The sequence below is a fragment of the Rummeliibacillus sp. G93 genome (genome assembly GCF_023515935.1).
GTDB lineage: Bacteria > Bacillota > Bacilli > Bacillales_A > Planococcaceae > Rummeliibacillus > Rummeliibacillus stabekisii.
Genome location: NZ_CP097314.1, coordinates 1426789 through 1448891 on the forward strand (window position 1 = coordinate 1426789; position 22103 = coordinate 1448891).

A 22103-nucleotide genomic window follows, 5' to 3' on the forward strand; every position below is an offset into this window, starting at 1 on the left:
ACTACTTATTCATATACTTGCCCTAAAGCTCTATTGGGGGAGGGAAATATGTACAAAAAGTATATATTCTTCTTAATTATTCTATGTTTTAGTGCAATGCCGTTCACAAATATAGCTAGTGCTAATTTTGAAAATGATGGAGAAATAGATGGGAACCTAAGAAGCACCATAGTACAAGAGTTACCCGCTGCTGATGTCAGTATGGTCATTCGTAATTTAGAAGGGCAAATTATATTTAATTATAATGGGGATAGGTCACAAAAACCTGCTTCAAATTTGAAACTTTTCACAGCAGCAGCGGCTTTAAGTGAGCTAGGGGAAAATTATCGTTTCAAAACGAATGTCTTTATGGATGGAATAGTGAAAAAAGGTGTTTTGCAAGGCGATTTGTATCTTCAAGGAAAAGGTGATCCTACTCTTTCTATGAACGACTTGAAAGAACTGGCCGCATTTCTTCATAGTCAAGGATTAAAGAAAATTAATGGACGTATTGTAGCTGATGATTTCTATTTTGATCAAAAATTGCTTACTCCGCACATTGAAAAAGAAGACCAATCTTATTATTATGCTGCCCCTGTCACAGCATTAATGATTTCACCTAACAAAGATTACGATGCAGCCTCCGTCCTAATAGAGGCAAAGGGTAACAAAGAGGGGAAAAAGCCTACATTGCACATAGAACCTGCTAAAGGAGAACTACTTATTTGTAATGAGGCAAAAACAGTAGCATATGGACAGCCGAATACGCTCAAAATCGAAAGGGCATTTGGAACACGTAAAGTGTATATTACAGGTAATTTGCCAAGGGAACAGACAGTAAGAGAATGGATAGCTGTTCCACAGCCAACAAAACAGACAATGACATTATTTAAAGAGGCATTAAAAAGTCAGCAAGTAGACTATACAGATACCACATTTTACAGAGCCGTACCTCCGAAAAACGCACACCTTATTGCACAGAAGCAGTCGGTGCCTTTAAAAGATATAATGATTCCATATATGAAGTTGAGTAATAATAGTATCTCCAATGTTTTAGTAAAGACCCTCGGAAAAGAAGTGAAAAAACGTGGTAGTACTCCTGCTGGTCTGAAAACAATAAAGAAATATGCAGCATCCGCTCACATCCCTATAAAAAATGCTGTGTTGGACGATGGGTCGGGTTTATCGCAAGAAAATCGTTTGACGGCAGAGGATTTAACTGAATTATTATATAAGATTTATAAAGACGAAAAGTGGTTTAATACGTATTTTAATAGTTTGCCAATCGCGGGGAAGAATGATCGCCTAACAGGGGGATCCCTCCAAAATCGACTGACCTCTCCTCTGACAAATGGGCGTGTATTTGCCAAAACAGGTTCTATTGAAAGTGTAAATACTTTAAGTGGTTATTTCATTGGACAAAGTGGCAAAATGTATATCTTTAGCTTGCTTGTCGAAAATCAAGAAGATTCTGTAGAGGAAATTGATCATATTCTAACGGAAGCTGCGCGTGTTCTATAATCTGAAACGATCATTTTGAAAAGTGGACGAACACCTGTTATAGTAATAGTGATGTAAAAAAAGGAGCGAATACACATGAATATGGATTACGATTTATTTATGCAAGATATGCTGCGTCAAGCTCGCAGTGAATTGTCTGGAAACGGTTATGAAGAATTAAAAACAGCCGAACAAGTAGAGGATGCTTTCAACCGTCCTGGAACTACTTTTGTTATGGTCAATTCTGTTTGCGGCTGTGCAGGGGGTATTGCACGCCCAGCAGCAGTACACGCGATTAATTATGATAAACGTCCTGATCATCTAGTAACCGTATTTGCAGGCCAAGACCAAGAAGCTACTGCACAAGCACGTATGCACTTTGGTGACGACCATATCCCTTCATCTCCATCATTTGTGATGCTGAAAGATGGGCAGCCAGTGGCTGAAATTGGCCGTCATGAAATTGAAGGACATGATCCTATGTCTGTAATCACTTCGATCCAAGCGTATTTTGAAGAGTTTTGTGATGAAGTATAATTGAAATGTAATAAGAGCTTCCTCTTTTGGAAGCTTTTTTGTTTTGATAAACTAATAGGCGGTATGCTTCCTTCTCATTTAGATCTATCATTTCTTCAAGAAAGAATATATTAAAAGATGAATAATTTTTAGAAGCTCTCCATACTCTATGAATAACGGAAAATCGTAGAGGAGGGAAAGAATGATAGATATAAAAGAATATACAGATGATGTGGCTACTCTATTGATAAGGGATATACAGCAAGAGATTCACCGATTAACGGAAGAAGCAGTGAAATCTATTCAACAACAAAGAGTTCTATCTCAAAAAAGACGGTTATTAATTGAAAGCTTTGATAGCATCAGCAGCGCCATGACACAATTATTTATTAAAGAATTGGTAATGGGGATGGATCAAGAAATTGCCATATTAGACGAAAAGATTCATAAATGTGAAGCTCATAAAGAATACTATAACGACATCTTAGAAGTAGTAAGAATTTAACGGAGCCCTGTTATTTCAGTATAGAGGTAATAGTATAGTAAACTATGAGTGTAAAGAAGTGAATCTAAACTTATAAAGGGAGATTTCAGAATGAAAATCAATGACCAAGCAAGAGAAGAACTATTAACAGAAATCAGTGGCATATCTGATGAAAATTTAAATAAAAAACCTTCATCAGAAGAATGGTCTATTAAGGAAATTGTAGAGCATTTATACTTGTTGGAATCAAATATAGCGATGATGATAAAGCAAAATGCTGAAAAAGGGGAGAATGCTACGGTAAGTCATAAACCTATTGAAGCAACTGTTAATCGCGATGTTAAAGTCAACGCTCCTGCCACTGCATTACCATCTGATAAATTTGCTAGCATAAATGAGCTGGAAGAGAAATTATCAACCTCACATCAGCAGTTAGAAGATGTAGAAAAAGCAGTAGACGTACAAATACTTAAACAAAAAGCATATCCTCACCCTGCTTTTGGACTGATGAGTCTCGATCAATGGATTCCTTTTGTTGGCTACCATGAAAAAAGGCATATTCTACAAATACAAGAAGTTAAGCAAAAGCTAGGACTATAAAAAAAGAGCAGACTGCTATTTAAAGAGTCTGCTCTTTTATTATCGAATCATTGCTAAACCGAATGTTAGAATGGACATGACCATAATAAGAGCCATTAATATAACGACTACTTTTTGAATAGTTTTATTGCTCATTGTTCTCTCTCCTTTTTACCGCTATATAAATTCTTTAATCCATAACCTCAAGAGGACAAAGACAGAATACCCTCAACATACGGAAAACAGAACCTAAATTGAAGTTTCACTTGTTTCGCTGATCTCTTAAAAATATTTTACCAAATCTCATTCAATAAACAAGTATTAGTAGAGTTTTCTGAATAATTCAGCTACAATAGACTAGAATACAAAAGGGGTGTCAGCATTGAAAAACATAGATCATATAGGCATTGCCGTTAAAAATTTAGATGAACGTACTACATATTATACAAATGTATTAGGAATGAAATTATTAAATATTGAAGAAGTAGAGTCAGAGGGAGTGCGAGTTGCATTTATAGATGCAAACAATACGCATATAGAATTACTTGAGCCGCTTACAAATGAAAGCGCTATATATAAATATTTAGAAAAGAGAGGAGAAGGTATACATCATATCGCTCTTTTAGTAGAAAACATTGAGGATGAAATGGAGAGGATGCGAAAAGAAGGAGCAACCCTTTTATCAGAGAAGCCAAAGAACGGCGCGGGCGGGGCAAAGGTTGCTTTTATTCATCCTAAATCATCGAATGGCGTTCTTTATGAATTAGTCGAACGTAACGAAAAGAAGGAGAGTTAACACATGGATATGTATGACAAAATTAATGAATTATATGATAGAAAAAGAGAAATTGAGCTTGGGGGCGGCGAATCTCGCATTGATAAACAGCATGAAAAAGGTAAATTAACAGCACGTGAACGCATTGATTTGCTACTGGATGAAGGGACATTTGTAGAAATTAATCCCTTTGTTCATCACAGGACAGTTGATTTTGACATGGCAGAAAAAAAGGGACCAGGAGATGGCGTAGTAACAGGCTACGGCAAGGTTAACGGACGTCCGGTATATGTATTTTCTCAAGATTTCACCGTATTTGGCGGGGCGCTTGGCGAGATGCATGCGAAAAAGATTGCTAATGTAATGGATTTAGCTGCAAAAAATGGTGCTCCATTTATTGGTATCAATGATTCCGGGGGTGCCCGCATTCAAGAAGGTGTGTTATCGCTTGATGGCTATGGACATATCTTCTATCGGAACTCTATTTATTCAGGCGTCATCCCTCAAATTTCGGTTATTATGGGACCCTGTGCAGGGGGAGCGGTTTATTCACCTGCTATTACGGACTTTATATTTATGGTTGATAATACATCCCAAATGTTTATTACAGGACCGAAAGTTATTGAAACTGTGACAGGTGAAAAAATTACTTCAGAGGGTCTCGGCGGTGCCAAAGTCCATAATACTATAAGTGGCAATGCTCATTTTCGAGCGTCTGAAGAACCGGATGCACTTGAACAGGTGAAACAGTTACTTAGTTATTTGCCGCAAAATAATAGAGAGAAAACGCCAACTCAACGACGTGAAGATTCTTCAAACGACGATAATTTCCGTTCAGAATTACTAGACATTGTACCAGTTGATCAAACAAAAGCTTATGACGTTAGGAAAGTTATTGAACAAGTGGTGGATGCAAATTCATTTATGGAAGTGCAGAAAGAATTTGCAAAAAATGTGGTTGTTGGATTTGGACGAATTGATGGTGAATCAGTGGGCCTTGTATGCAATCAGCCTAAAGTACTTGCTGGCGGGCTTGATATCGACTCATCCGATAAACTGGCACGTTTTGTTCGTACTTGTGACTCTTTCAATATTCCGATCATTACATTTGAAGATGTATCTGGCTTTTTCCCTGGAGTTAAACAAGAGCATGGCGGCATCATTCGTCATGGCGCAAAAATTCTCTTTGCCTATTCAGAAGCGACGGTACCTAAAATAACTGTCATTCTAAGAAAAGCTTATGGTGGTGCTTATGTTGCACTGAATTCTAAATCTATTGGAGCGGATATGGTATATGCATGGCCAAATGCTGAAATTGCAGTAATGGGAGCGTCTGGAGCAGCTAATATTATCCATGCCTCTGAAATTGCAGGCGCAAGTGACCCAGAAGCGATGCGTACGAAAAAAATAGATGAATATAAAGAAAAGTTTGCCAATCCATATGTGGCGGCATCACACGGATTAGTAGATGATGTAATTGATCCGCGAGAAACACGTATAAAGCTTATGCAGTCACTTGAAATGCTTCGCTCAAAGCAAGAAACACGGCCATATAAAAAGCATGGCAATATTCCTCTATAACAAATAAACTAAATGTTAATGTTGCCTGCTGAGGCAACTACATAGGTGTTTGGACTGAATTATGATAAACTATTTATTGAAACTTTACACAGTGGGACTATTACTTTTCCACTGTGCTTAAAGCATACCCATCCTAACAGTTAAGGCAGTTATTTTTCATTAGGAACTTCGCAGTAAGTTAAGGGTTTAAAGTACCATTTTTATTACATAAATAAAGGAGTCTTGCAACATGCCAAGCCGTATTGTAGAAGAATTTATGGAATTAGTTCAAATCGATTCCGAAACATATCATGAGGAAAAAATCTCGCCTGTATTGATTAGTAAATTAGAAGCATTAGGTTTTGATGTTTTTGAAGATGATTCAGCGAGCCGCAACGGCCATGCATCAGGAAACTTAATAGCAACATTAAAAGGCTCATTAACAGATGTTCAGCCGATTTACTTCACATGCCATATGGATACTGTTGTGCCTGGTGTAGGTATTAAACCAGTAATTAAAGAAGATGGATATATTTATTCAGATGGTACAACTATTCTTGGAGCAGATGATAAAGCAGGAATTGCTGGACTGCTTGAATTAGCTAAACGCTTAAAAGAAGAAAATATTGAGCATGGCGACATCGAATTCATCATTACAGCTGGTGAAGAATCAGGTCTTGAAGGAGCAAAAGAATTAGATCCTAACAAAATCACTGCTAAATATGGTTTTGCAGTAGATTCTGACGGTAAGGTAGGGGGCATTGTTACAGCAGCTCCATTCCAAACAAAAATCTTTGCTACATTAAAAGGAAAAACAGCGCACGCTGGTGTAGAACCTGAAAAAGGTATATCTGCTATTACTATAGCTGCAAAAGCAATTGCCAAAATGAAGTTGGGCCGAATCGATTCTGAAACAACTGCAAATATCGGTCGTTTTGAAGGCGGTAAAGCTACAAATATTGTCTGTGATGAAGCATCTGTATTAGCAGAGTGTCGTTCACTTGTAGAAGAAAAGTTAATTCAACAAGAAAATCATATGAAGGAAGCATTTGAAACAGCTGCAAAAGAATTGGGCGGCGAAGCAGAAGTAGAAGTTGCACGTATGTATCCTGGCTTCAAATTTGGTCCGGATGATTTAGTTGTACAAATTGCACAAGAAGCTGCAAGCAATATTGGACGTGAACCAAAATTAATGCAATCAGGTGGCGGCAGCGACGCCAATGTAATCGCAGGCTTTGGCATACCAACAGTTAACTTGGCATTGGGCTATGAAAATATTCACACAACATCCGAAAGAATGCCTATTGAAGAGCTAGAAAAATTGGCTGAGCTTCTTGTAGAAATCGTAAAATGTTCTGCTAAAGTGAAATAGAGGGAAAGCAAATATGAAAGTTATCGTTTTTTCATGTGGTAAAGAAGAATATGCAGTGCCGGTTGAACGTGTGGACGCAATAGAAAAGGCGGAACATATTACGCCTATTCCGCATCTTCCTGAATATTTAGTTGGTTTTTCAAAGATTAGAGGCGAGTTGCGTCCCATTTTAGATTGTGAGCGCATTTTATATCAGAGAAATGCCGATTTATCGACTGCAAAAGTGATAGTCATTCAATCAGATGAATTAATATTTGGTTTAATGGTGGCGGATGCTAAAGAAATTCTAGACATTGAAGAATCTGCTCTGAAACAAGTTGGGCTTGTTAATTATGCCAAAACTCAATTCTTTGAGGCAGTAGCAAACCTAGATGATCGATTGATTACATTGATTTCGCCAGATGTGCTAGTTGATACATTGGAAGGAATTAAAGATATTAAAGCTTACTTGCAACACCTTAAAGACGAAGAAGTCCAAATATAAAAACCATTATTATTTGAGCCATAAGCTTCCATTGCTTATGGCTCTTTTTGTTTTTTAGTTCATACAACCAATAGCGATGATATGAGCCAATCTGCTTCCTCTTTTAGCAAACAAGAGTAAAGCGTATAAATCTATTTATATTGCTAAAAATAGGCGTGATAAGAAAGGCAGGGATTCTGATGGAAATTCCTTCACGTATTGGGTCGCAAAGCGATGATAAAAAGGAAAAGAAGCTCTCCTGGTGGCAGCTATCACTTGTTGGAGTAGGAAGTATAATTGGGACCGGTTATTTTCTAGGGTCAGGAATAGGTATAACAAAAACAGGGCCGTCTATTATGATTGCATTCATTTTAGCAGGCTTAGGTACTTATATTGTAATGGATGCTCTCGGTAAAATGTCTGCGCATAATCCACAAAAAGGTTCATTTCGCTCGTATGCAAAGATAGCTTACGGCAATTGGGCAGGATTTAGTAGCGGATGGGTTTATTGGTTTTCAGAAATTCTTATTACCGGTAGTCAATTGACTGCCCTGTCATTACTTACTCGTTTTTGGTTTCCTTCTGTTCCTTTATGGATTTTTGCATCAATTTATGCAATTCTCGGTGTGCTAGTCGTAGTGATTGGTACGAAAGGATTTGAAAAAATTGAAAATATATTTGCTGTCATTAAGGTAGCTGTGATTTTCATGTTTATTATTTTGGCCATCGCAGTTATATTCGGCTTATTTGGCGGCAGCAAAAATGATTTTAGCATGCCGAGTAATTTAAAAGAATTTTCTCCTTATGGTCTTATGGGTCTATGGGGTGCACTTATATTCGGCTTTTATGCATTTGGCGGTATTGAAATCATGGGTATCCTCTCCACCAGGCTAAAAAATAAAGAAGATGTTAAGAAATCAGGCAACGTGATGTTAGCTATACTCACAACCATTTATCTAATATCCATTTTCCTCGCATCCTCGTTAGCGGCCTTGGAAAAATTCAATGCAAAAGAAAGCCCATTTGCTATCGCACTGGATCCATACCAGCTATCGTTTTTCCCACATGTTTTTAACGGAGCTATTATTATCGCCGGTTTTTCGACAATGGCAGCATCATTATTTGCAGTAACAAGCATGTTAGTAACGATGTCTGAAGACTCAGATGCGCCAAAAATCTTTTCTAAACAAGGAAAACTGAAAGTGCCCACATTTGCTCTTGGATTGACGATTTGTGGATTGATAGCTTCTATTATATTTTCAAGGATTATGCCAGACCGTGTATATGAATACATCACTACTGCCGCCGGTCTTATGCTTTTATACAATTGGCTTTTTATTTTAATTTCTTTGCCAAAGATCGTGAAGGCAACCAGTTTTGATCATATCAAACGCTTTGTTGGCATGGCGTTAATTCTTGTAGCAATAAGCGGGACACTGCTTCATAAGTCAACAAGAATGGGTTTTTATATGAGTTTATTATTTGTAGCCTTTGTTGCAATTGTGCTGATTATTCGCCATTTCACTCAGAAAAAAGGTACTAAAAAGAAAGTAAATAGTTATCCAAAAGGCATTTAGAAGAACATTAGTTTTATGGCTTGAATGCCAAAATAAAGACCGAATCCAATTAAAGATAATCCGGAAATGAAAGAAATGGCCACTAACAGCTTTCCAGCAACAAATTTTTTAAAGCTACTAGCAGTCAAAGCCATTGTCACATCCCACAGCAATAATCCTAAAAAGATAGCGAAACTATAGAGGGCAATGTGCATATTATCATTTTCGGAAATGGTCTTTGCTAATATCGAACCATAAATACCTAACCAAAATAGGATTGTTAGTGGATTTGAGATGGACATAAAAAACCCAGAGAAGAAAGATTTTGACAATGAAGCGTTATTTTTTTTTGGTGTAACTTGTACATTACCAGCACTAACCATACTCTCAATGCCTGTATAAATAAGCACAAAACATCCAAAAGACCATAATAGAGTTTGCATAAAAGGCGTATCAAGAAACTGTACAACCCCTAAATAGACGACAAGCATATAAATCCCGTCAGCAAGAATGGCACCTAAACCAACGAACCATGAATGCAAGAAACCGAATTTCAACGCTTTGTCCAATTGTGCCGCATTTACAGGACCAATTGGTGCAGCTAAGGATAAACCTAGAAAAATATAGCTAAAAAAAATCCCCATTAAGTATCTCCTTCAAGAAAAGTGTTTAGTACATGCTATTCAAAAGCTGTCCATTCTACAACTATTATTTAGAGGAATCTATGATGAAATTAATTAAAGGGAGTTGAAAATAGAATGCCACTATATGTTTATCAAACGTTTGAAATGAAACAAGAAAAATTCAAGGAAGCTGTTGAGAACTTACAGGAATTAAAAAAATACCGCAATGAAAATTATCATCACATTGTCGATATTCTACTGCCGATTATTGGAGAAGATTACACGTATGCACTTTTAGCAACATATGATGGCTTGGCTGAAATGGAACTACAAAATAAAAAAATGTACGATGATGACAAATATTTAGAATTGGTTGGTTCATTTTTCTTGGAGAATGTTGTTCAGGGCAGTATGAAGACAATGGTTTACCGCTCAATGAACGATAACAAAGAGCAGCAAGGGAAAAAGGAAGAATAAATTTAATGTCCAAGGACGCAGTGGGGGCAATGATTCTTTTCTGAAAGAAAGGGTAATAGATCACAAACAGAATTAGAAAGGAGATTAAGTATGGAACAAGAGATGAAGTATGGCAATGATTATAAATTCATCCCTGCTACTTCCGTTGCAAGTGGAAAAGGGGTCGAGGTGCTCCCTGATCTTTATATGTATACAACACAGATTGCAAATATTTGCTTAGTCGGTGGGCCGAATAGCAATGAGTTTGTACTAGTAGATGCAGGGGTTCCAAAGCAAGCTGACAAGATTATAGCAGAGGTAGAGGAACGTTTTGGCAAAGAGAATAAACCAAAGGCGATTATTCTTACACATGGCCATTTCGATCATGTCGGATCTATTATTGAACTGATCGAAAAGTGGGAAGTCCCTGTATATGCACACGAATTGGAGATGCCTTACCTAACAGGAGCAATGAATTATCCCCATCCCGATGCTAGTTCAGATCCTGGGTTAGTTGCAAAAATGTCGCCTATGTTTCCGAACGATGCGATTAACTTAGGCAATCATGTGCAAGCATTGCCAACAGATGGGAGTGTGCCTTTCTTACCCGAGTTTCGCTGGATTCATACACCAGGCCATACGCGAGGTCATGTCTCATTCTTCAGAGATAAAGACCGTGCCTTAATCGCAGGGGATGCGTTTATAACAGTTAAGCAAGAATCTCTGACAAGTGTGATTTCGCAAAAAGAGGAAATTAGCGGGCCACCAAAATATCTGACGCAAGACTTTGCTGAAGCATTAAAGTCGATAAAAAAGTTAATACAATTAAAGCCTGAAGTGGCAATCACAGGACACGGCGTAGCAATGTCAGGTCAAGAATTAAGAGATGGTCTGGATCACCTTGTCCATCATTACGCTGAATATGCAAAGCCTAATCAATAAATCATCAGCAAGCGGAAATCTCGCTTGCTTTTTTATCGAAAAAAAACTCAAAAATTTGGTATACTAAATAGAGAACGTGTGATCGATGGAGGGATTGTATGAATGGTCGTGGAAGGATTATATTTCATATTGACATGAATAGTTTTTATGCTTCTGTTGAACAAGCATACCATCCTGAATTAAAGGGGAAGCCTGTAGCCATTGCTGGTAATCCTAGCGAAAGGAAAGGGATACTCGTTACTTGTTCTTATGAAGCAAGGGCAAAAGGCATTTTTACGACAATGGCTGTATGGGAAGCAAAGAGACAGTGTCCAAATCTTATTGTACTGCCACCAAACTTTGAACGATATCGCCATGCGTCAAAAGCGATGTTCGATATCTTACGTTCATACACCGACCTTGTTGAGCCTGTATCGATCGATGAAGGCTATGTAGATGTAACGGAAATTGCACATGGAATTGAAGCAATACAACTAGCGGAAATGATTCAAACACGTATATTGCATGAGCTTGATTTGCCTTGTTCAATTGGCATAGCGCCGAACAAGTTTTTAGCAAAAACGGCTTCTGATATGAAAAAGCCCATGGGCATTACAATCCTACGGAAGCGCGATGTTGAAAAAATGCTGTGGCATTTGCCTGTCATTGAGATGCACGGTGTTGGATCTAGCACTTCCAACAAACTAAAAGAAATCGGGATTGCAACAATTGGCGATTTAGCGAGAAGCGAAGATTATTTATTGAAAGCGAATCTTGGAAAAAATGGCCTTCGATTGAAGAATAGAGCTCAAGGAATAGATCAAAGGGAAGTCGATCCTAATTCTATTTACGACACTAAATCAGTTGGGCACTCCGTGACATTTCCTTCTGATTTAATGATTCTTTCAGAGCTTCAAGCTGCTATAGAAGAACTATGTACGCGTGTAGCTAAAAGGTTGGATGCGAAGAAATTAGCAGGGCATACGGTCTCCATTTTAATTAGAGATGCAGATTGGCATAATTATACACGGAGCAAAACTTCACAAAACGCTATTTTTAAGAAAAAAGATATTGAAGTAATCGCACTCTCCCTCATTGAAAAACATTGGAATGGAAATCCTGTACGCCTGCTTGGTGTGACAGTTAGCAATGTAGTAGATCAGTCAGATACAGTAGAACAACTATCTCTTTTTACATATGAAAAATACGCAAAAGAGGAGCCAATTCGTAAAGTTGTTGAAGAATTGCAATATAAATTCGGCAAGGATAAGATTACAAAAGGCATTAAACATGCAAAAAAAACTACCTATGAATCAAAAACAAGCTTTAGCAAAGATTTTTTAGATGATCATCGAGAGAGGGGATAATAGATGCAAATCCAATTTTTAGGAACGGGTGCTGGCATGCCATCAAAAGGAAGAAATGTAAGCTCGCTTGCACTCAAATTATTAGAAGAAAGAGGGACTATTTGGCTTTTTGACTGTGGAGAAGCTACCCAGCACCTCGTATTACACACAACAATTAAACCACGTAAAATTGATAAAATCTTTATCACACACTTGCATGGCGACCATATTTTTGGGCTGCCTGGATTTCTTGGATCTCGCTCCTTTTTAGGAGGAGATGGACCTTTAACCATATATGGACCAAAAGGCATTGAGGAATGGATTCTGCTTACGTTCAAAATTACAGGCACACATTTGGGTTATCCTATTCGCTTTGTAGAAGTGAATGAAGGAATTATATTTGAAGATGAGCAATTTATAGTTAAGGCAATGCCATTAGAGCATGTGGTACCAAGCTATGGTTATAGAATTGAGCAAAAACAGCAAAAGGGTACCCTTCTCATGGATAAAGCTGTTGCACTTGGCGTACCTAAAGGGCCATTATTAGGAAGACTTAAGAATGGAGAAGACATTGTATTAGAGGATGGGACAGTTGTCAGAAGTATAGAAGTCACCGAAGAGCCTAAGAAAGGTTTTACGGTCACCATATTAGGGGACACTATGTATTCTGAAAATAGTGTCAGACTTAGTGAAGAAGCCGATGTTTTGATTCATGAGAGTACGTTTGATGCTTCTCTTGAAGAAGGAGCGGCTGCTTACGGGCACTCAACCAATCTAATTGCAGCAAAGGTTGCACAAAAAGCAAGGGTTGAAAATTTGCTACTAAACCATATTAGTGCGCGTTACTTATCTGAAGACGCATCAAAAATGGTTAATGAAGTAAGAAAGATTATTCCGAATGCTTATATTGTGAAGGACCTCGATGAATTTACCTGGCTACACGGAGAATTAAAACAAACATCAAAAAAATAAAATGGAATAGATGAGTGTTTGTTGATTACAGAAAAAAGGAAAAAGCCCAAATATTCATTTGGGCAAAGTATCCGAAAAAAGGTGGGAGTGTATATTTCTGAGTTTCCAGACAAAGGGCGTTGCCTGAAATTTTAGGAGGAATTGTTCCAGGTGAATAAACGCGCAAATGGCTTCACCAAAGCCATGGCTGTTATCACTTGGATTAGTAGTAGTATATTCATTTCACTGGATACTGTTTGTGCTGTTGTCTAGTCATATAGATTCTATTATAACAGGTACTCTTGTAACTCGATTTGTTCCATAAATAAGCAAAAACAATAACACCACTAGCATGATAGCGTTCGAAAAAGCTCCGCTTCCAAAAAATTTATTATTCAAGAATCATCACCTTTTTGTGTACGTTGTTGAAAAACATCAAATACATCGTTCCATCCATTAGTGCCTTGGGGAAAATTTTTTGTATTGTTGTTTTTATTATCATCACCAGTTCCAAACTTCCCTATTAATGTCACAATGAGTGCTGGTGATTCGCGGAATAATTGAACTCCATCCACTTTTAACTTCCCTGAAAGTAATAAAGCAGCTACCACGACATCCAATGGTTTACCACTGGTTAAATCTTCTAAGCTATAGTCATTCACGGCCGGATGTTTTTTGAAGTTGGAAGAGGATGAATTGCTGCTTTTTCTTCTGTTTTCTGAATTATTATTTCCACCCATTCAAAAAACACCTCCTTTTTTATTATGCAAAGGATAATCAAAGCGAAATGAATACATAATTGTTTATGCTTCCTTCCTCTCTTTAGTATATGAGGTGGACTATAAAGGAATTGGTTTAATGCCTGCTTAATTTCATTAAGGAAATAACATAGTTTATGCGATATTGGCACATGTTAAGACAAAAGAATATAAGAGGTGATCGCATGAATGTGGAAAAATCGCCTAATTGGGAGGAAGAATTCGCTGAAAGGCTCAACAAACAACAGTGGGATAGCTGGAAACTGTACAAAATGTGCTACGATGTTGTTAAAACGAATCTTATCACTGAATTTACTGGCTTAAAGTCATTGAAATATTTGCCTAACGTAACACCACTTGAACATCAGCTAGAAGCCGCCCAGACGGTGATCGAAAGGATGAACGGTAAAGCTATACTCGCGGATGAAGTAGGACTCGGTAAAACAATTGAAGCAGGTTTAATATTAAAAGAATACCTCATGAGAGGCCTTGTTAAAAAAGCTCTAATTCTTGCACCTGCATCTCTTGTCAATCAATGGTCTGATGAGTTAACGAGTAAATTTTATATACCGGCCATCCCCTATAGAAAGAACACTTCCATTGAGCATACAGATATTCTCGTCATGAGTATGGATACTGCCAAAAAAAGTCCACATAAAGAGGCTATCTATGCAGAGGCGTATGACATGATTATTATTGATGAAGCGCATAAACTTAAAAATCATAAGACTAAAATCTACGAATTTGTTCAAAGCTTAAAGAAAAAGTTTTGTCTATTATTAACTGCTACCCCGATTCAAAATGACGTATTTGAACTCTTCAATCTCATCTCACTTCTAAAACCTGGTCATCTAGGCAACTTCGATGTATTTCAATCATCATTTAAAGCGAGCAAGCATGATTTAGAAAACGACGAGTTTCTAAAGGAACTCGTTAATCAAGTAATGGTCCGAAATAGGCGTCAGGATACAGGCATTGAATGGACAACAAGAAAAGTGCATAATATCCCTGTTAAATTTACTGAAAAGGAAAGAGAAGTTTATGATTTAATACTTCAATTGAAAGACATCTCACCTGTCTTTTCAGGCTCCTTTTCTATGATTACATTGCAAAAAGAAATGTGCAGCAGTAAAGAAGCTACATGTCTTACACTAGAAAATATGATGAAAAACTGTAATACGAAAGATGAAATTGCATTCGTCGAAGAAGTAATAGAACAATTAATGGCACTCCAAACGAATGCTAAGGCTGAAAAAGTGTTAGAGATTGTACGTAGTGCCGAGGATAAGGTGATTATCTTTACAGAATACCGTGCAACCCAGATTTTTCTTCAATGGTTCTTGCATAATAACGGCATAACCAGTGTACTATTTAATGGTAAATATAATAAAAGTAAACGCGATTATATGAAATATTTGTTTAAGGAAAAGGCGCAAGTATTAATTGCAACGGAAGCGGGAGGGGAAGGGATTAACCTTCAATTCTGCCACCATATTATTAACTATGACTTACCATGGAATCCAATGAAGCTAGAACAACGAATCGGTCGTGTTCATCGATTAGGACAAGAACACGATGTCCAAATCTATAATTTGGCAATAGCAGATACGATTGAACAAAAAATATTAGATCTCCTGCATTTGAAAATTGACGTTTTTGAAAAAGTTGTCGGGGAGTTAGACGATATCTTAACTTACAAACATCCAATTTAGGTTTAGGAAAATGTTTAGAAAGGAGGAAAAGCATGTATTCTTCGCAAGTGAACGAATATCTGAGCCATTTTTTTGAAGAAACAGACTGTTCTATTATCGAAAGGCATCCTCATTATATTACGGCTCAATTGACAATCGACATGGACAAACGAATTATGAATCGGCCTTATTATTGGAAATATGTTGAGAGTACGAATGGTGTTCCTTGTCCTGCTCAACTCACATGTATTACACATCCCGAAGAAGTTTTGGAAGATGTAAAAGGGGAGATCGTACGATTTGGTTCTTATCGGCTTAATCAAATCTTTCGCGTAGCACAGCAACTCGGTGCATATGTCCATTTATATGAAGCTGTTGATGATAATCAGGACCAAATATTTTTAACACCTTTTCTCGGTGTAAACTATAAAGTTTCCTATTACTGTGATCAAACAAAAGAAATGCTTTTTTCTTTCGGCTTGAATTTAATGACTGGGGAGGTAATCGAACAATTCCATGAACAGATTCAAGAGCTGTCATTTGTGTCGGAAAGACCGGATGCTGCGTTTCCGTTACAATATATTATAAAACCGCTCAGAGGAATAGAACGACTTGATGAGTTACTTTATAATATCATCCAAGGCGATGACCATAATTGGGCAGAGAAAGCAAAACAAAAATGGGTTAGAGATCAAAGAGTTCTCGATTACTTCTATAATGATGTAGAAGATAAGCCTGAGTGCTACGAAATCGAAAAAAAGGCACTAGAGGAACGGTATGCGGCGAAGATTAAATGTGAAATTATTAATGGCGGTATCTTTTATTTGAAATAAGAAGTTGGAGCTCAATACACTATGCTGTATTGGGCTTTTTCGTATGGGTTTATTGAAATATAAACGAAATTTTCATTCAATTGTGTTATAATTGGTTTATACATACATAAATTCCAACTAAAGCATAATAAAGGAGTGAGAAGAAACATCATGGGCAAAAGACCAAAAATTCACCTGCCTAAAACTAAAAATGAAAAAATATTTGATTTGTTTGGCTATTTGTTCTTTGCTGGGTCAATTATCTTTCTAGTGCTTGTATGGGGACGCTTGCCGGAACAGGTCCCTGCCCATTACAATGCAGCAGGCAAGGTAGACCGCATGGGCTCAAAATGGGAACTTTTTTTATTGCCGGGGATAAGCTTGATAATCTTCCTTATTATGTTGCCAATTGAAAAGCACCCGGAAATCCATAACTACCCCGCAAGAATAAACGAAGAAAATGCAACAAGTTTTTACTTAATCAGTAGGCAAATGCTCAACCAAATAAAAAATATCTGCCTAATTCTTTTCTCTCTGATTGCATTTGAGTCCGTTTCCATTGCGATGGGATGGTGGAAGGGGTTTGGTATATGGTTTCTCCCTGCCGTTCTTGCATGCACACTCATACCATTAATTGTGGGTATTATACGGCAACAGAAAATCCAGTAAAGATTTAAGGGAGTAGGGGGAAATGCTTATGAATAAAACTATCCAAGAGCGTTACTTTAAAAAAGGACAGCTGCTGACAATACCTAAAAAAGAAAAAAACAAACTGCAGATTCTAGATATTATCATTCAACGCTTTAAAAAAAATAAAATATACACAGAAAAAGAAGTAAATGAAAACCTACAGCAAATGTATGATGACTTTGCTATTTTGAGAAGATACTTGGTGGATTATGACTATCTGCGAAGAACAAATGATGGCAGCCAATATACAGTCAATTCAGATGAACGCCCTATATAATGAATAAAAAGGACATGAAGCCCATCTCATGTCCTTTTTTATATTATAGTTTCAGACACATGAATTGTTTATAATAGCAAACCTTCATTGTATGAAGGATAGTTACAGGTTGTATTTTCACTAGAATTAATTTTTAAAAAAATAAATTTTGATAGTTAAATATTTATGTATACATGCGTTTCAGAAAAATTAAGCTGGGTAAAAAATAGTGAGCTAGTTAATATTAACAGCGATTTATTGGGCAGGCGATATCTATTGAAAAAGTTTATTGTCCAAAATTTAGGGTAAATTCAAGATTGTAGAAGAAAATAAAAATAGGATGGGTGATTTTGTGGCACAAGATAAATCAATTAAAACCAATGTAAATGAAAACAGTAAAAACGAACAATTAGAAAATTATCGAGTAAGTAATATGGGTAAACCATTAACAACGAATCAAGGCAGAAAGGTAGTAAATGACGCCGAAATATTAACTGCAGGTGAACGTGGTCCTTCTTTGCAACAAGATTACTATTATTTTGAAAAAATGACCAAATTTGTGCGTGAACCTATACCTGAAAGGAAGGTACATGCGAGAGGATATGGAGCGCATGGCGAATTTGAATGTTACGAATCGATGAAAGACCTAACAAAAGCGGGATTCTTACAAGAGGCAGGCAAAAAGACTCCTTTATTTGTACGCTTTTCAACGGTACAAGGGAGCAGAGGATCTAAAGATACAGCCAGAGACTTACGCTGCTTAGGTGTGAAATTCTATACAGAAGAAGGGAACTATGACTTAACATCCATTGCAATGCCAGTATTAATTAACACAGATCCTATGAAATTCCCGGATGTTATTCATGCATATCAAGCAGAACCACGAACAGGTATGCCAACAGGTGCGGGTGCCCATGATACGTTTTGGGATTATGTAGCAAACAATCCAGAAGCTCTTCATATGGCTTTATGGGTAATGTCTGATCGAGGCATCTTAAGAAGTTACCGTATGATGGAATCATGGGCGATTAATACGTACTTATTTGTTAATGAGGAAGGTGTTCCTACATTTGTTAGATTTGTTTGGAAGCCAGTACTCGGTGTCCATTCAATATTGCAAGATGAGGCACAAAAAATCGGTGGGATTGACCCTGACTACCATCGACGAGATTTGAGAGAAGCAATTGATAAAGGTGCATACCCAGAATACGAATTAGGTGTACAACTCATCTCACAAGAGGATGAACACAAATTTGACTTTGATATTCTTGATCCTTCTAAATTCTGGCCAGAAGAACTTGTACCAGTTAAACTCATTGGTAAAATGACGTTAAACAGAAATGTTGATAATGAATTTGCAGAAATTGAACAAGTTGCATTCAATCCGGCAAATGTAGTGCCAGGTATTGATTTTTCTAATGACCCTGTACTGCAAGGTAGACTAATTGCTTATCAAAGTGCTCAATATCATCGCCTGGGTAGTTCTAATTTCCAAGATTTACCTATAAATCGACCGGTCTGCCCGTTCCATAATAACTCGCAACAAGGCTTTATGAGATATCCAATAGATGTAGACGAAGCAAAATACAATAATAATTCATTAAGTAATAGTTCGCCTCATACAACACCAATCGAAGAGGGAGGCTATGAACATTATCCTCAAAAAGTGGACGGAACCATGACGAGAGCAAGAAGTGATTCATTTACTGATTACTATACACAACCAAGAATATTCTGGAATAGTTTAACGGAGATTGAAAAACAACATACAATTAAAGCGTTGAGCTTCCAAATTGGTAGCGTATTAAGCAAGTCCGTACGCCAACAATGTGTAGATCAACTTGTAAACGTAGACCAAGAAATGGCCTATATTGTTGCTGATAATCTCGGCGTAGATCGTCCAAGTGGTACACATGTCCCAGTTGAAACAAGCTACCCATCTCTAAGTCAATATACGAATATGAATAGTTCAGCTTATACACGTAAAGTAGGTGTATTAATTGGTAATGGATTCAACGGAAAAGAAGTATCTGAGGCGTTGAGTTCACTAGAGGAAAACGGCGTATTTGTGGATGTTATTAGTGATAAGCTTGGAGAAGTTAAGGGAGATGACGGTACGTCAATTATGGTCAATAAAACGTTCCTCACTTCAAGTCCATATTTAGTCGATTCACTATATGTTGTTGGTGGTACTTCGACAGACCAACCTATGTTTGATGGCGAAATGGCCATATTCGTTCAGGAAGCTTACAAACATTATAAACCAATAGGAGTAGCATCAACAGGTAAAGCTTACATTCCTACAACTCAAAATAATAACTTGTCAGGCGTAGTATTTGCTGCAAATAATCCAAACTTCCATAAAGAATTTGTCAATGCAATTGCGATGGAACGCTTCTGGGATCGCACATAATATTATAAAAGATAAATAGACTGGCTGACAATTCAGCCAGTTTATTTACTTTTTAGTCAATAAATTTTAGAATTAAATAGCTCCTCTTATCAGTCAATGATAAGAGGATTTTTAGTTTCTATATAAAGGAAAATAAGGTAAAATTAAAATAATACATATACGAGGGGTGAATATTATGATGTTATTCATGTTATTTCTTTATCTTATCTTAATAGCTGTTCTCCTTTACTTTACTGCAAATTTTATACGACTTGTATATAAATTGAAGGGTCCTGTAATTTTTCCATTAACCATTCAAGACCAAGAGAATATAAAAATATTTCCACAGAGAAAAAATGCTCGTCAATCCCTTAAGGGAATAAAAGGAAGTGCGTTCTTATACGTAATAGCTTTAATGTTTGCATATGGTGCGTTAATCTATAGTTATTTATTTTCAATCAATACCTTTATTTTAGCTGTTATCCCAGTAGTAAATATTAAAAATCTTCTTAATCTATTTGCAATAGTTGAGAAAGGCATAATACTAGGAAACAAATATATTCCTTGGAGAAAAATGAAATCATTTAACTTCCAACCTATCGACTTTAACCATCCTTATTACGGGTACAGTAAGGAGATTAATAATGGATACGAATTAGTTATAAAAAAGCAGCTTTTTTCAGTTAGATGTATTGTTACAGATGAAAATACTAAACATAAATTACAGAGTATTTTAAAACAAAATGGGATAGCTGGTTTGGACGATAGCATCTCAAAAAAAAAGACAGTATTAAACCAGTAACTTTGATTTAATGCTGTCTTTTTTTATTGGGTACTAAGTTGTAATAAAGCCTCTAGCAATTGAGCTAGTTAGACAACACTTTGAATATATGATAACGTAGTAAACATGTCGAATAATGCATATTTTTGAAAGGAAGATCGAGAAAAGAATGAAACATTATTTAATAAGAGCTGGTATGTCTCCTTATGAAAACTTTACTCCGGCTTATGAAATTGTCCATAATTCGATTGGCAGCAACGTTGGGAATCTAGTGTATGCCTATAGTATTTTCAGAACATTAACTACAGAGGACGTCAAATTGACGCCTGATTACTATAAAATCAATCCAAATAGAGCAGATTATATCAATGCAAATTATGATGGCTATATTATACCGCTTGCGGATGCTTTCAGACCAAGCTTCGCACCGAAACTTAAGAAATATGCCGAATTGATTAATCGCTTGACGATACCTGTCTATGTAATTGGGGTAGGGCTTAGCATTGATTTTGAACCAAATCTAGATCAGTCGTTTGAATTTGATCAAGACGTTAAGGATTTTGTAAAAGCAGTTCTTAATAAATCTTCGATTATTGGTGTCCGAGGCGATATTACTGCACGATATTTAACCAAATTAGGATTTACAGAAGGGAAAGACCATACAGTAATTGGTTGCCCATCAATGTTTGGTTTTGGTCGAGATTTGCCGATCCGCAATACTACAATCACGCAGGATTCAATGGTAACGATTAATAACTCGCCAAAATCTCCTAAACATGTTTTAGACTTTATTGACCGCAGTGCCCACGCTTTCCCTGACCACTATTATATTCCACAATGGCTCCGGGAACTTCGAATGATTTATTTAGGCGGACCTGACCTGCCTGGTAAAGGATCAAACTTCCCTTATAAAGTAGCACATCAACTATATCAAGAAGATCGTGTCCGTTATTTTACGAATGTTCCATCCTGGCTTGAGTTTGTCGGACAAGCTGACCTAAGCTTTGGAGCTCGTCTTCATGGTAATGTAGCAGCAATCTTAGCTGGAACTCCAAGCATTATCATTCCTAAGGACGGCCGTATGAGAGAACTTGCGGAATATCATGATTTCACTTATTTATGGGCCAATGATATAGATGATAATACTAATATTTTGGATGTAGTGGAGAAAGCAGATTTCCAAAAAGTTAGTAAAAGGGCGCCAGAAAACTTTGATCGCTATATAAGCTTTTTGAATGAGAATGGGCTTGACCATGTATTTAAAGAAGATCCAAATGTAAAAAATACAGTATTCGATCAAAGAATTGAAAAGGTAGATTATTACCCTGCAGTCAAATCATTTGTTGCATGTTCACATGAAGAATTGATTGGACGATGGGCAGGAATATTTGAACAAGAAAAAGCTGTTGAAAAAAGTAAAAGCGAAAAAAAAATTGCTCAGCTTCAAAAACAAATTCAAAAACAAATTCCGCAGCTTAAAAAAGAAATCAATACACTGCAACAAGAAGTGAAAATACAAAAGGCTACGTTAAATCGTAAATCAGTACAATTAGCATTAAAGGCAGCAGGGTTATTTGGCAATAAGAAGTAAACTGGTGAAGCGCTTCTTAAAATTAATAATTCACCCGTACGATTCCGTGAT

The 22103-nt window shown here is 36.8% G+C and carries 23 protein-coding genes; 20 read left to right on the forward strand and 3 right to left on the reverse strand.

Translation table 11 applies throughout. The features are described from left to right. The first annotated feature begins 48 nt into the window (after positions 1 to 48). The 4 genes from dacB to M2M59_RS07170 all read left to right on the forward strand — a co-directional run bounded on the left by dacB (position 49) and on the right by M2M59_RS07170 (position 3079). Complete coding sequence (dacB, locus tag M2M59_RS07155) at positions 49 to 1500, forward strand: D-alanyl-D-alanine carboxypeptidase/D-alanyl-D-alanine endopeptidase (RefSeq protein WP_249775858.1); 1452 nt, start codon at positions 49 to 51, stop codon at positions 1498 to 1500. Between the two features lie 75 nt (positions 1501 to 1575). After that, on the forward strand, positions 1576 to 2016 hold the full coding sequence (locus M2M59_RS07160; protein WP_147193594.1) for a BrxA/BrxB family bacilliredoxin: 441 nt from the start codon (positions 1576 to 1578) through the stop codon (positions 2014 to 2016). 181 nt (positions 2017 to 2197) lie between these two features. Further along, complete coding sequence (locus tag M2M59_RS07165; RefSeq protein WP_147193593.1) at positions 2198 to 2500, forward strand: hypothetical protein; 303 nt, start codon at positions 2198 to 2200, stop codon at positions 2498 to 2500. A 90-nt stretch (positions 2501 to 2590) separates the two neighbouring features. Further along, positions 2591 to 3079 carry a DinB family protein gene (locus M2M59_RS07170; RefSeq protein ID WP_249775859.1) on the forward strand — a complete coding sequence of 163 codons (489 nt, stop codon included), beginning with the start codon at positions 2591 to 2593 and terminating at the stop codon, positions 3077 to 3079. A gap of 39 nt (positions 3080 to 3118) precedes the next feature. Here M2M59_RS07170 and prli42 read toward each other — a convergent pair whose 3' ends face one another. Further along, a complete protein-coding gene (prli42, locus tag M2M59_RS07175) occupies positions 3119 to 3214 on the reverse strand; it encodes a stressosome-associated protein Prli42 (protein ID WP_150284233.1) in 96 nt (31 codons plus the stop codon). Positions 3215 to 3440: 226 nt separating this feature from the next. Between prli42 and mce the strand changes: the two genes are divergently transcribed. The 5 genes from mce to M2M59_RS07200 all read left to right on the forward strand — a co-directional run bounded on the left by mce (position 3441) and on the right by M2M59_RS07200 (position 8805). Beyond that, complete coding sequence (gene mce, locus M2M59_RS07180; RefSeq protein ID WP_066786744.1) at positions 3441 to 3854, forward strand: methylmalonyl-CoA epimerase; 414 nt, start codon at positions 3441 to 3443, stop codon at positions 3852 to 3854. Positions 3855 to 3857: 3 nt separating this feature from the next. After that, positions 3858 to 5414, forward strand: coding sequence for an acyl-CoA carboxylase subunit beta (locus M2M59_RS07185; RefSeq protein WP_147193590.1), 1557 nt, complete (start codon positions 3858 to 3860; stop codon positions 5412 to 5414). A 229-nt stretch (positions 5415 to 5643) separates the two neighbouring features. Next, positions 5644 to 6765 (forward strand): M20/M25/M40 family metallo-hydrolase, encoded by a 1122-nt coding sequence (locus M2M59_RS07190; protein WP_249775860.1) that lies wholly within the window; start codon positions 5644 to 5646, stop codon positions 6763 to 6765. A gap of 13 nt (positions 6766 to 6778) precedes the next feature. Continuing rightward, on the forward strand, positions 6779 to 7249 hold the full coding sequence (locus M2M59_RS07195; RefSeq protein WP_150284237.1) for a chemotaxis protein CheW: 471 nt from the start codon (positions 6779 to 6781) through the stop codon (positions 7247 to 7249). 179 nt (positions 7250 to 7428) lie between these two features. Next, positions 7429 to 8805, forward strand: a complete 1377-nt coding sequence (locus M2M59_RS07200; RefSeq protein ID WP_249775861.1) for an amino acid permease — start codon at positions 7429 to 7431, stop codon at positions 8803 to 8805. Here M2M59_RS07200 and M2M59_RS07205 read toward each other — a convergent pair. Continuing rightward, positions 8802 to 9428, reverse strand: coding sequence for a LysE family transporter (locus tag M2M59_RS07205; protein WP_147193588.1), 627 nt, complete (start codon positions 9426 to 9428; stop codon positions 8802 to 8804). The genes M2M59_RS07200 and M2M59_RS07205 overlap by 4 nt on opposite strands. A 114-nt stretch (positions 9429 to 9542) precedes the next feature. On the opposite strand from M2M59_RS07205, the gene M2M59_RS07210 reads away from it, so the two are divergent. The 4 genes from M2M59_RS07210 to rnz all read left to right on the forward strand — a co-directional run bounded on the left by M2M59_RS07210 (position 9543) and on the right by rnz (position 13102). After that, positions 9543 to 9884 carry an exocyst complex component Sec10 gene (locus M2M59_RS07210; protein WP_249775862.1) on the forward strand — a complete coding sequence of 114 codons (342 nt, stop codon included), beginning with the start codon at positions 9543 to 9545 and terminating at the stop codon, positions 9882 to 9884. Between the two features lie 90 nt (positions 9885 to 9974). After that, positions 9975 to 10805 carry an MBL fold metallo-hydrolase gene (locus M2M59_RS07215; protein WP_249775863.1) on the forward strand — a complete coding sequence of 277 codons (831 nt, stop codon included), beginning with the start codon at positions 9975 to 9977 and terminating at the stop codon, positions 10803 to 10805. A 98-nt stretch (positions 10806 to 10903) separates the two neighbouring features. Beyond that, the gene (locus tag M2M59_RS07220; RefSeq protein ID WP_249775864.1) at positions 10904 to 12151 is read left to right on the forward strand and encodes a DNA polymerase IV; all 1248 of its coding nucleotides are present in this window, start codon (positions 10904 to 10906) and stop codon (positions 12149 to 12151) included. A gap of 3 nt (positions 12152 to 12154) precedes the next feature. Next, positions 12155 to 13102, forward strand: coding sequence for a ribonuclease Z (gene rnz / locus M2M59_RS07225; RefSeq protein ID WP_249775865.1), 948 nt, complete (start codon positions 12155 to 12157; stop codon positions 13100 to 13102). Between the two features lie 374 nt (positions 13103 to 13476). On the opposite strand, the gene M2M59_RS07230 is transcribed toward rnz, so the two are convergent. After that, positions 13477 to 13821: a hypothetical protein gene (locus tag M2M59_RS07230; protein WP_147193583.1), complete on the reverse strand. Its 345-nt coding sequence runs from the start codon at positions 13819 to 13821 to the stop codon at positions 13477 to 13479. A gap of 203 nt (positions 13822 to 14024) precedes the next feature. Between M2M59_RS07230 and M2M59_RS07235 the strand changes: the two genes are divergently transcribed. The 7 genes from M2M59_RS07235 to M2M59_RS07265 all read left to right on the forward strand — a co-directional run bounded on the left by M2M59_RS07235 (position 14025) and on the right by M2M59_RS07265 (position 22052). Beyond that, positions 14025 to 15551, forward strand: a complete 1527-nt coding sequence (locus tag M2M59_RS07235; protein ID WP_249775866.1) for a DEAD/DEAH box helicase — start codon at positions 14025 to 14027, stop codon at positions 15549 to 15551. A 32-nt stretch (positions 15552 to 15583) separates the two neighbouring features. Beyond that, the gene (locus M2M59_RS07240; protein WP_147193581.1) at positions 15584 to 16363 is read left to right on the forward strand and encodes a YqhG family protein; all 780 of its coding nucleotides are present in this window, start codon (positions 15584 to 15586) and stop codon (positions 16361 to 16363) included. A gap of 150 nt (positions 16364 to 16513) precedes the next feature. Continuing rightward, on the forward strand, positions 16514 to 17011 hold the full coding sequence (locus tag M2M59_RS07245) for a DUF1648 domain-containing protein (RefSeq protein ID WP_249775867.1): 498 nt from the start codon (positions 16514 to 16516) through the stop codon (positions 17009 to 17011). 28 nt (positions 17012 to 17039) lie between these two features. Beyond that, positions 17040 to 17309: a DUF2087 domain-containing protein gene (locus tag M2M59_RS07250; RefSeq protein ID WP_147193579.1), complete on the forward strand. Its 270-nt coding sequence runs from the start codon at positions 17040 to 17042 to the stop codon at positions 17307 to 17309. A gap of 319 nt (positions 17310 to 17628) precedes the next feature. Further along, a complete protein-coding gene (locus M2M59_RS07255) occupies positions 17629 to 19701 on the forward strand; it encodes a catalase (RefSeq protein WP_147193578.1) in 2073 nt (690 codons plus the stop codon). 175 nt (positions 19702 to 19876) lie between these two features. Next, entirely contained in the window at positions 19877 to 20482 is a 606-nt protein-coding gene (locus M2M59_RS07260; protein ID WP_249775868.1) for a hypothetical protein, read from the forward strand. Between the two features lie 148 nt (positions 20483 to 20630). Continuing rightward, positions 20631 to 22052 (forward strand): polysaccharide pyruvyl transferase family protein, encoded by a 1422-nt coding sequence (locus M2M59_RS07265; protein ID WP_249775869.1) that lies wholly within the window; start codon positions 20631 to 20633, stop codon positions 22050 to 22052. Positions 22053 to 22103: the final 51 nt, after the last annotated feature.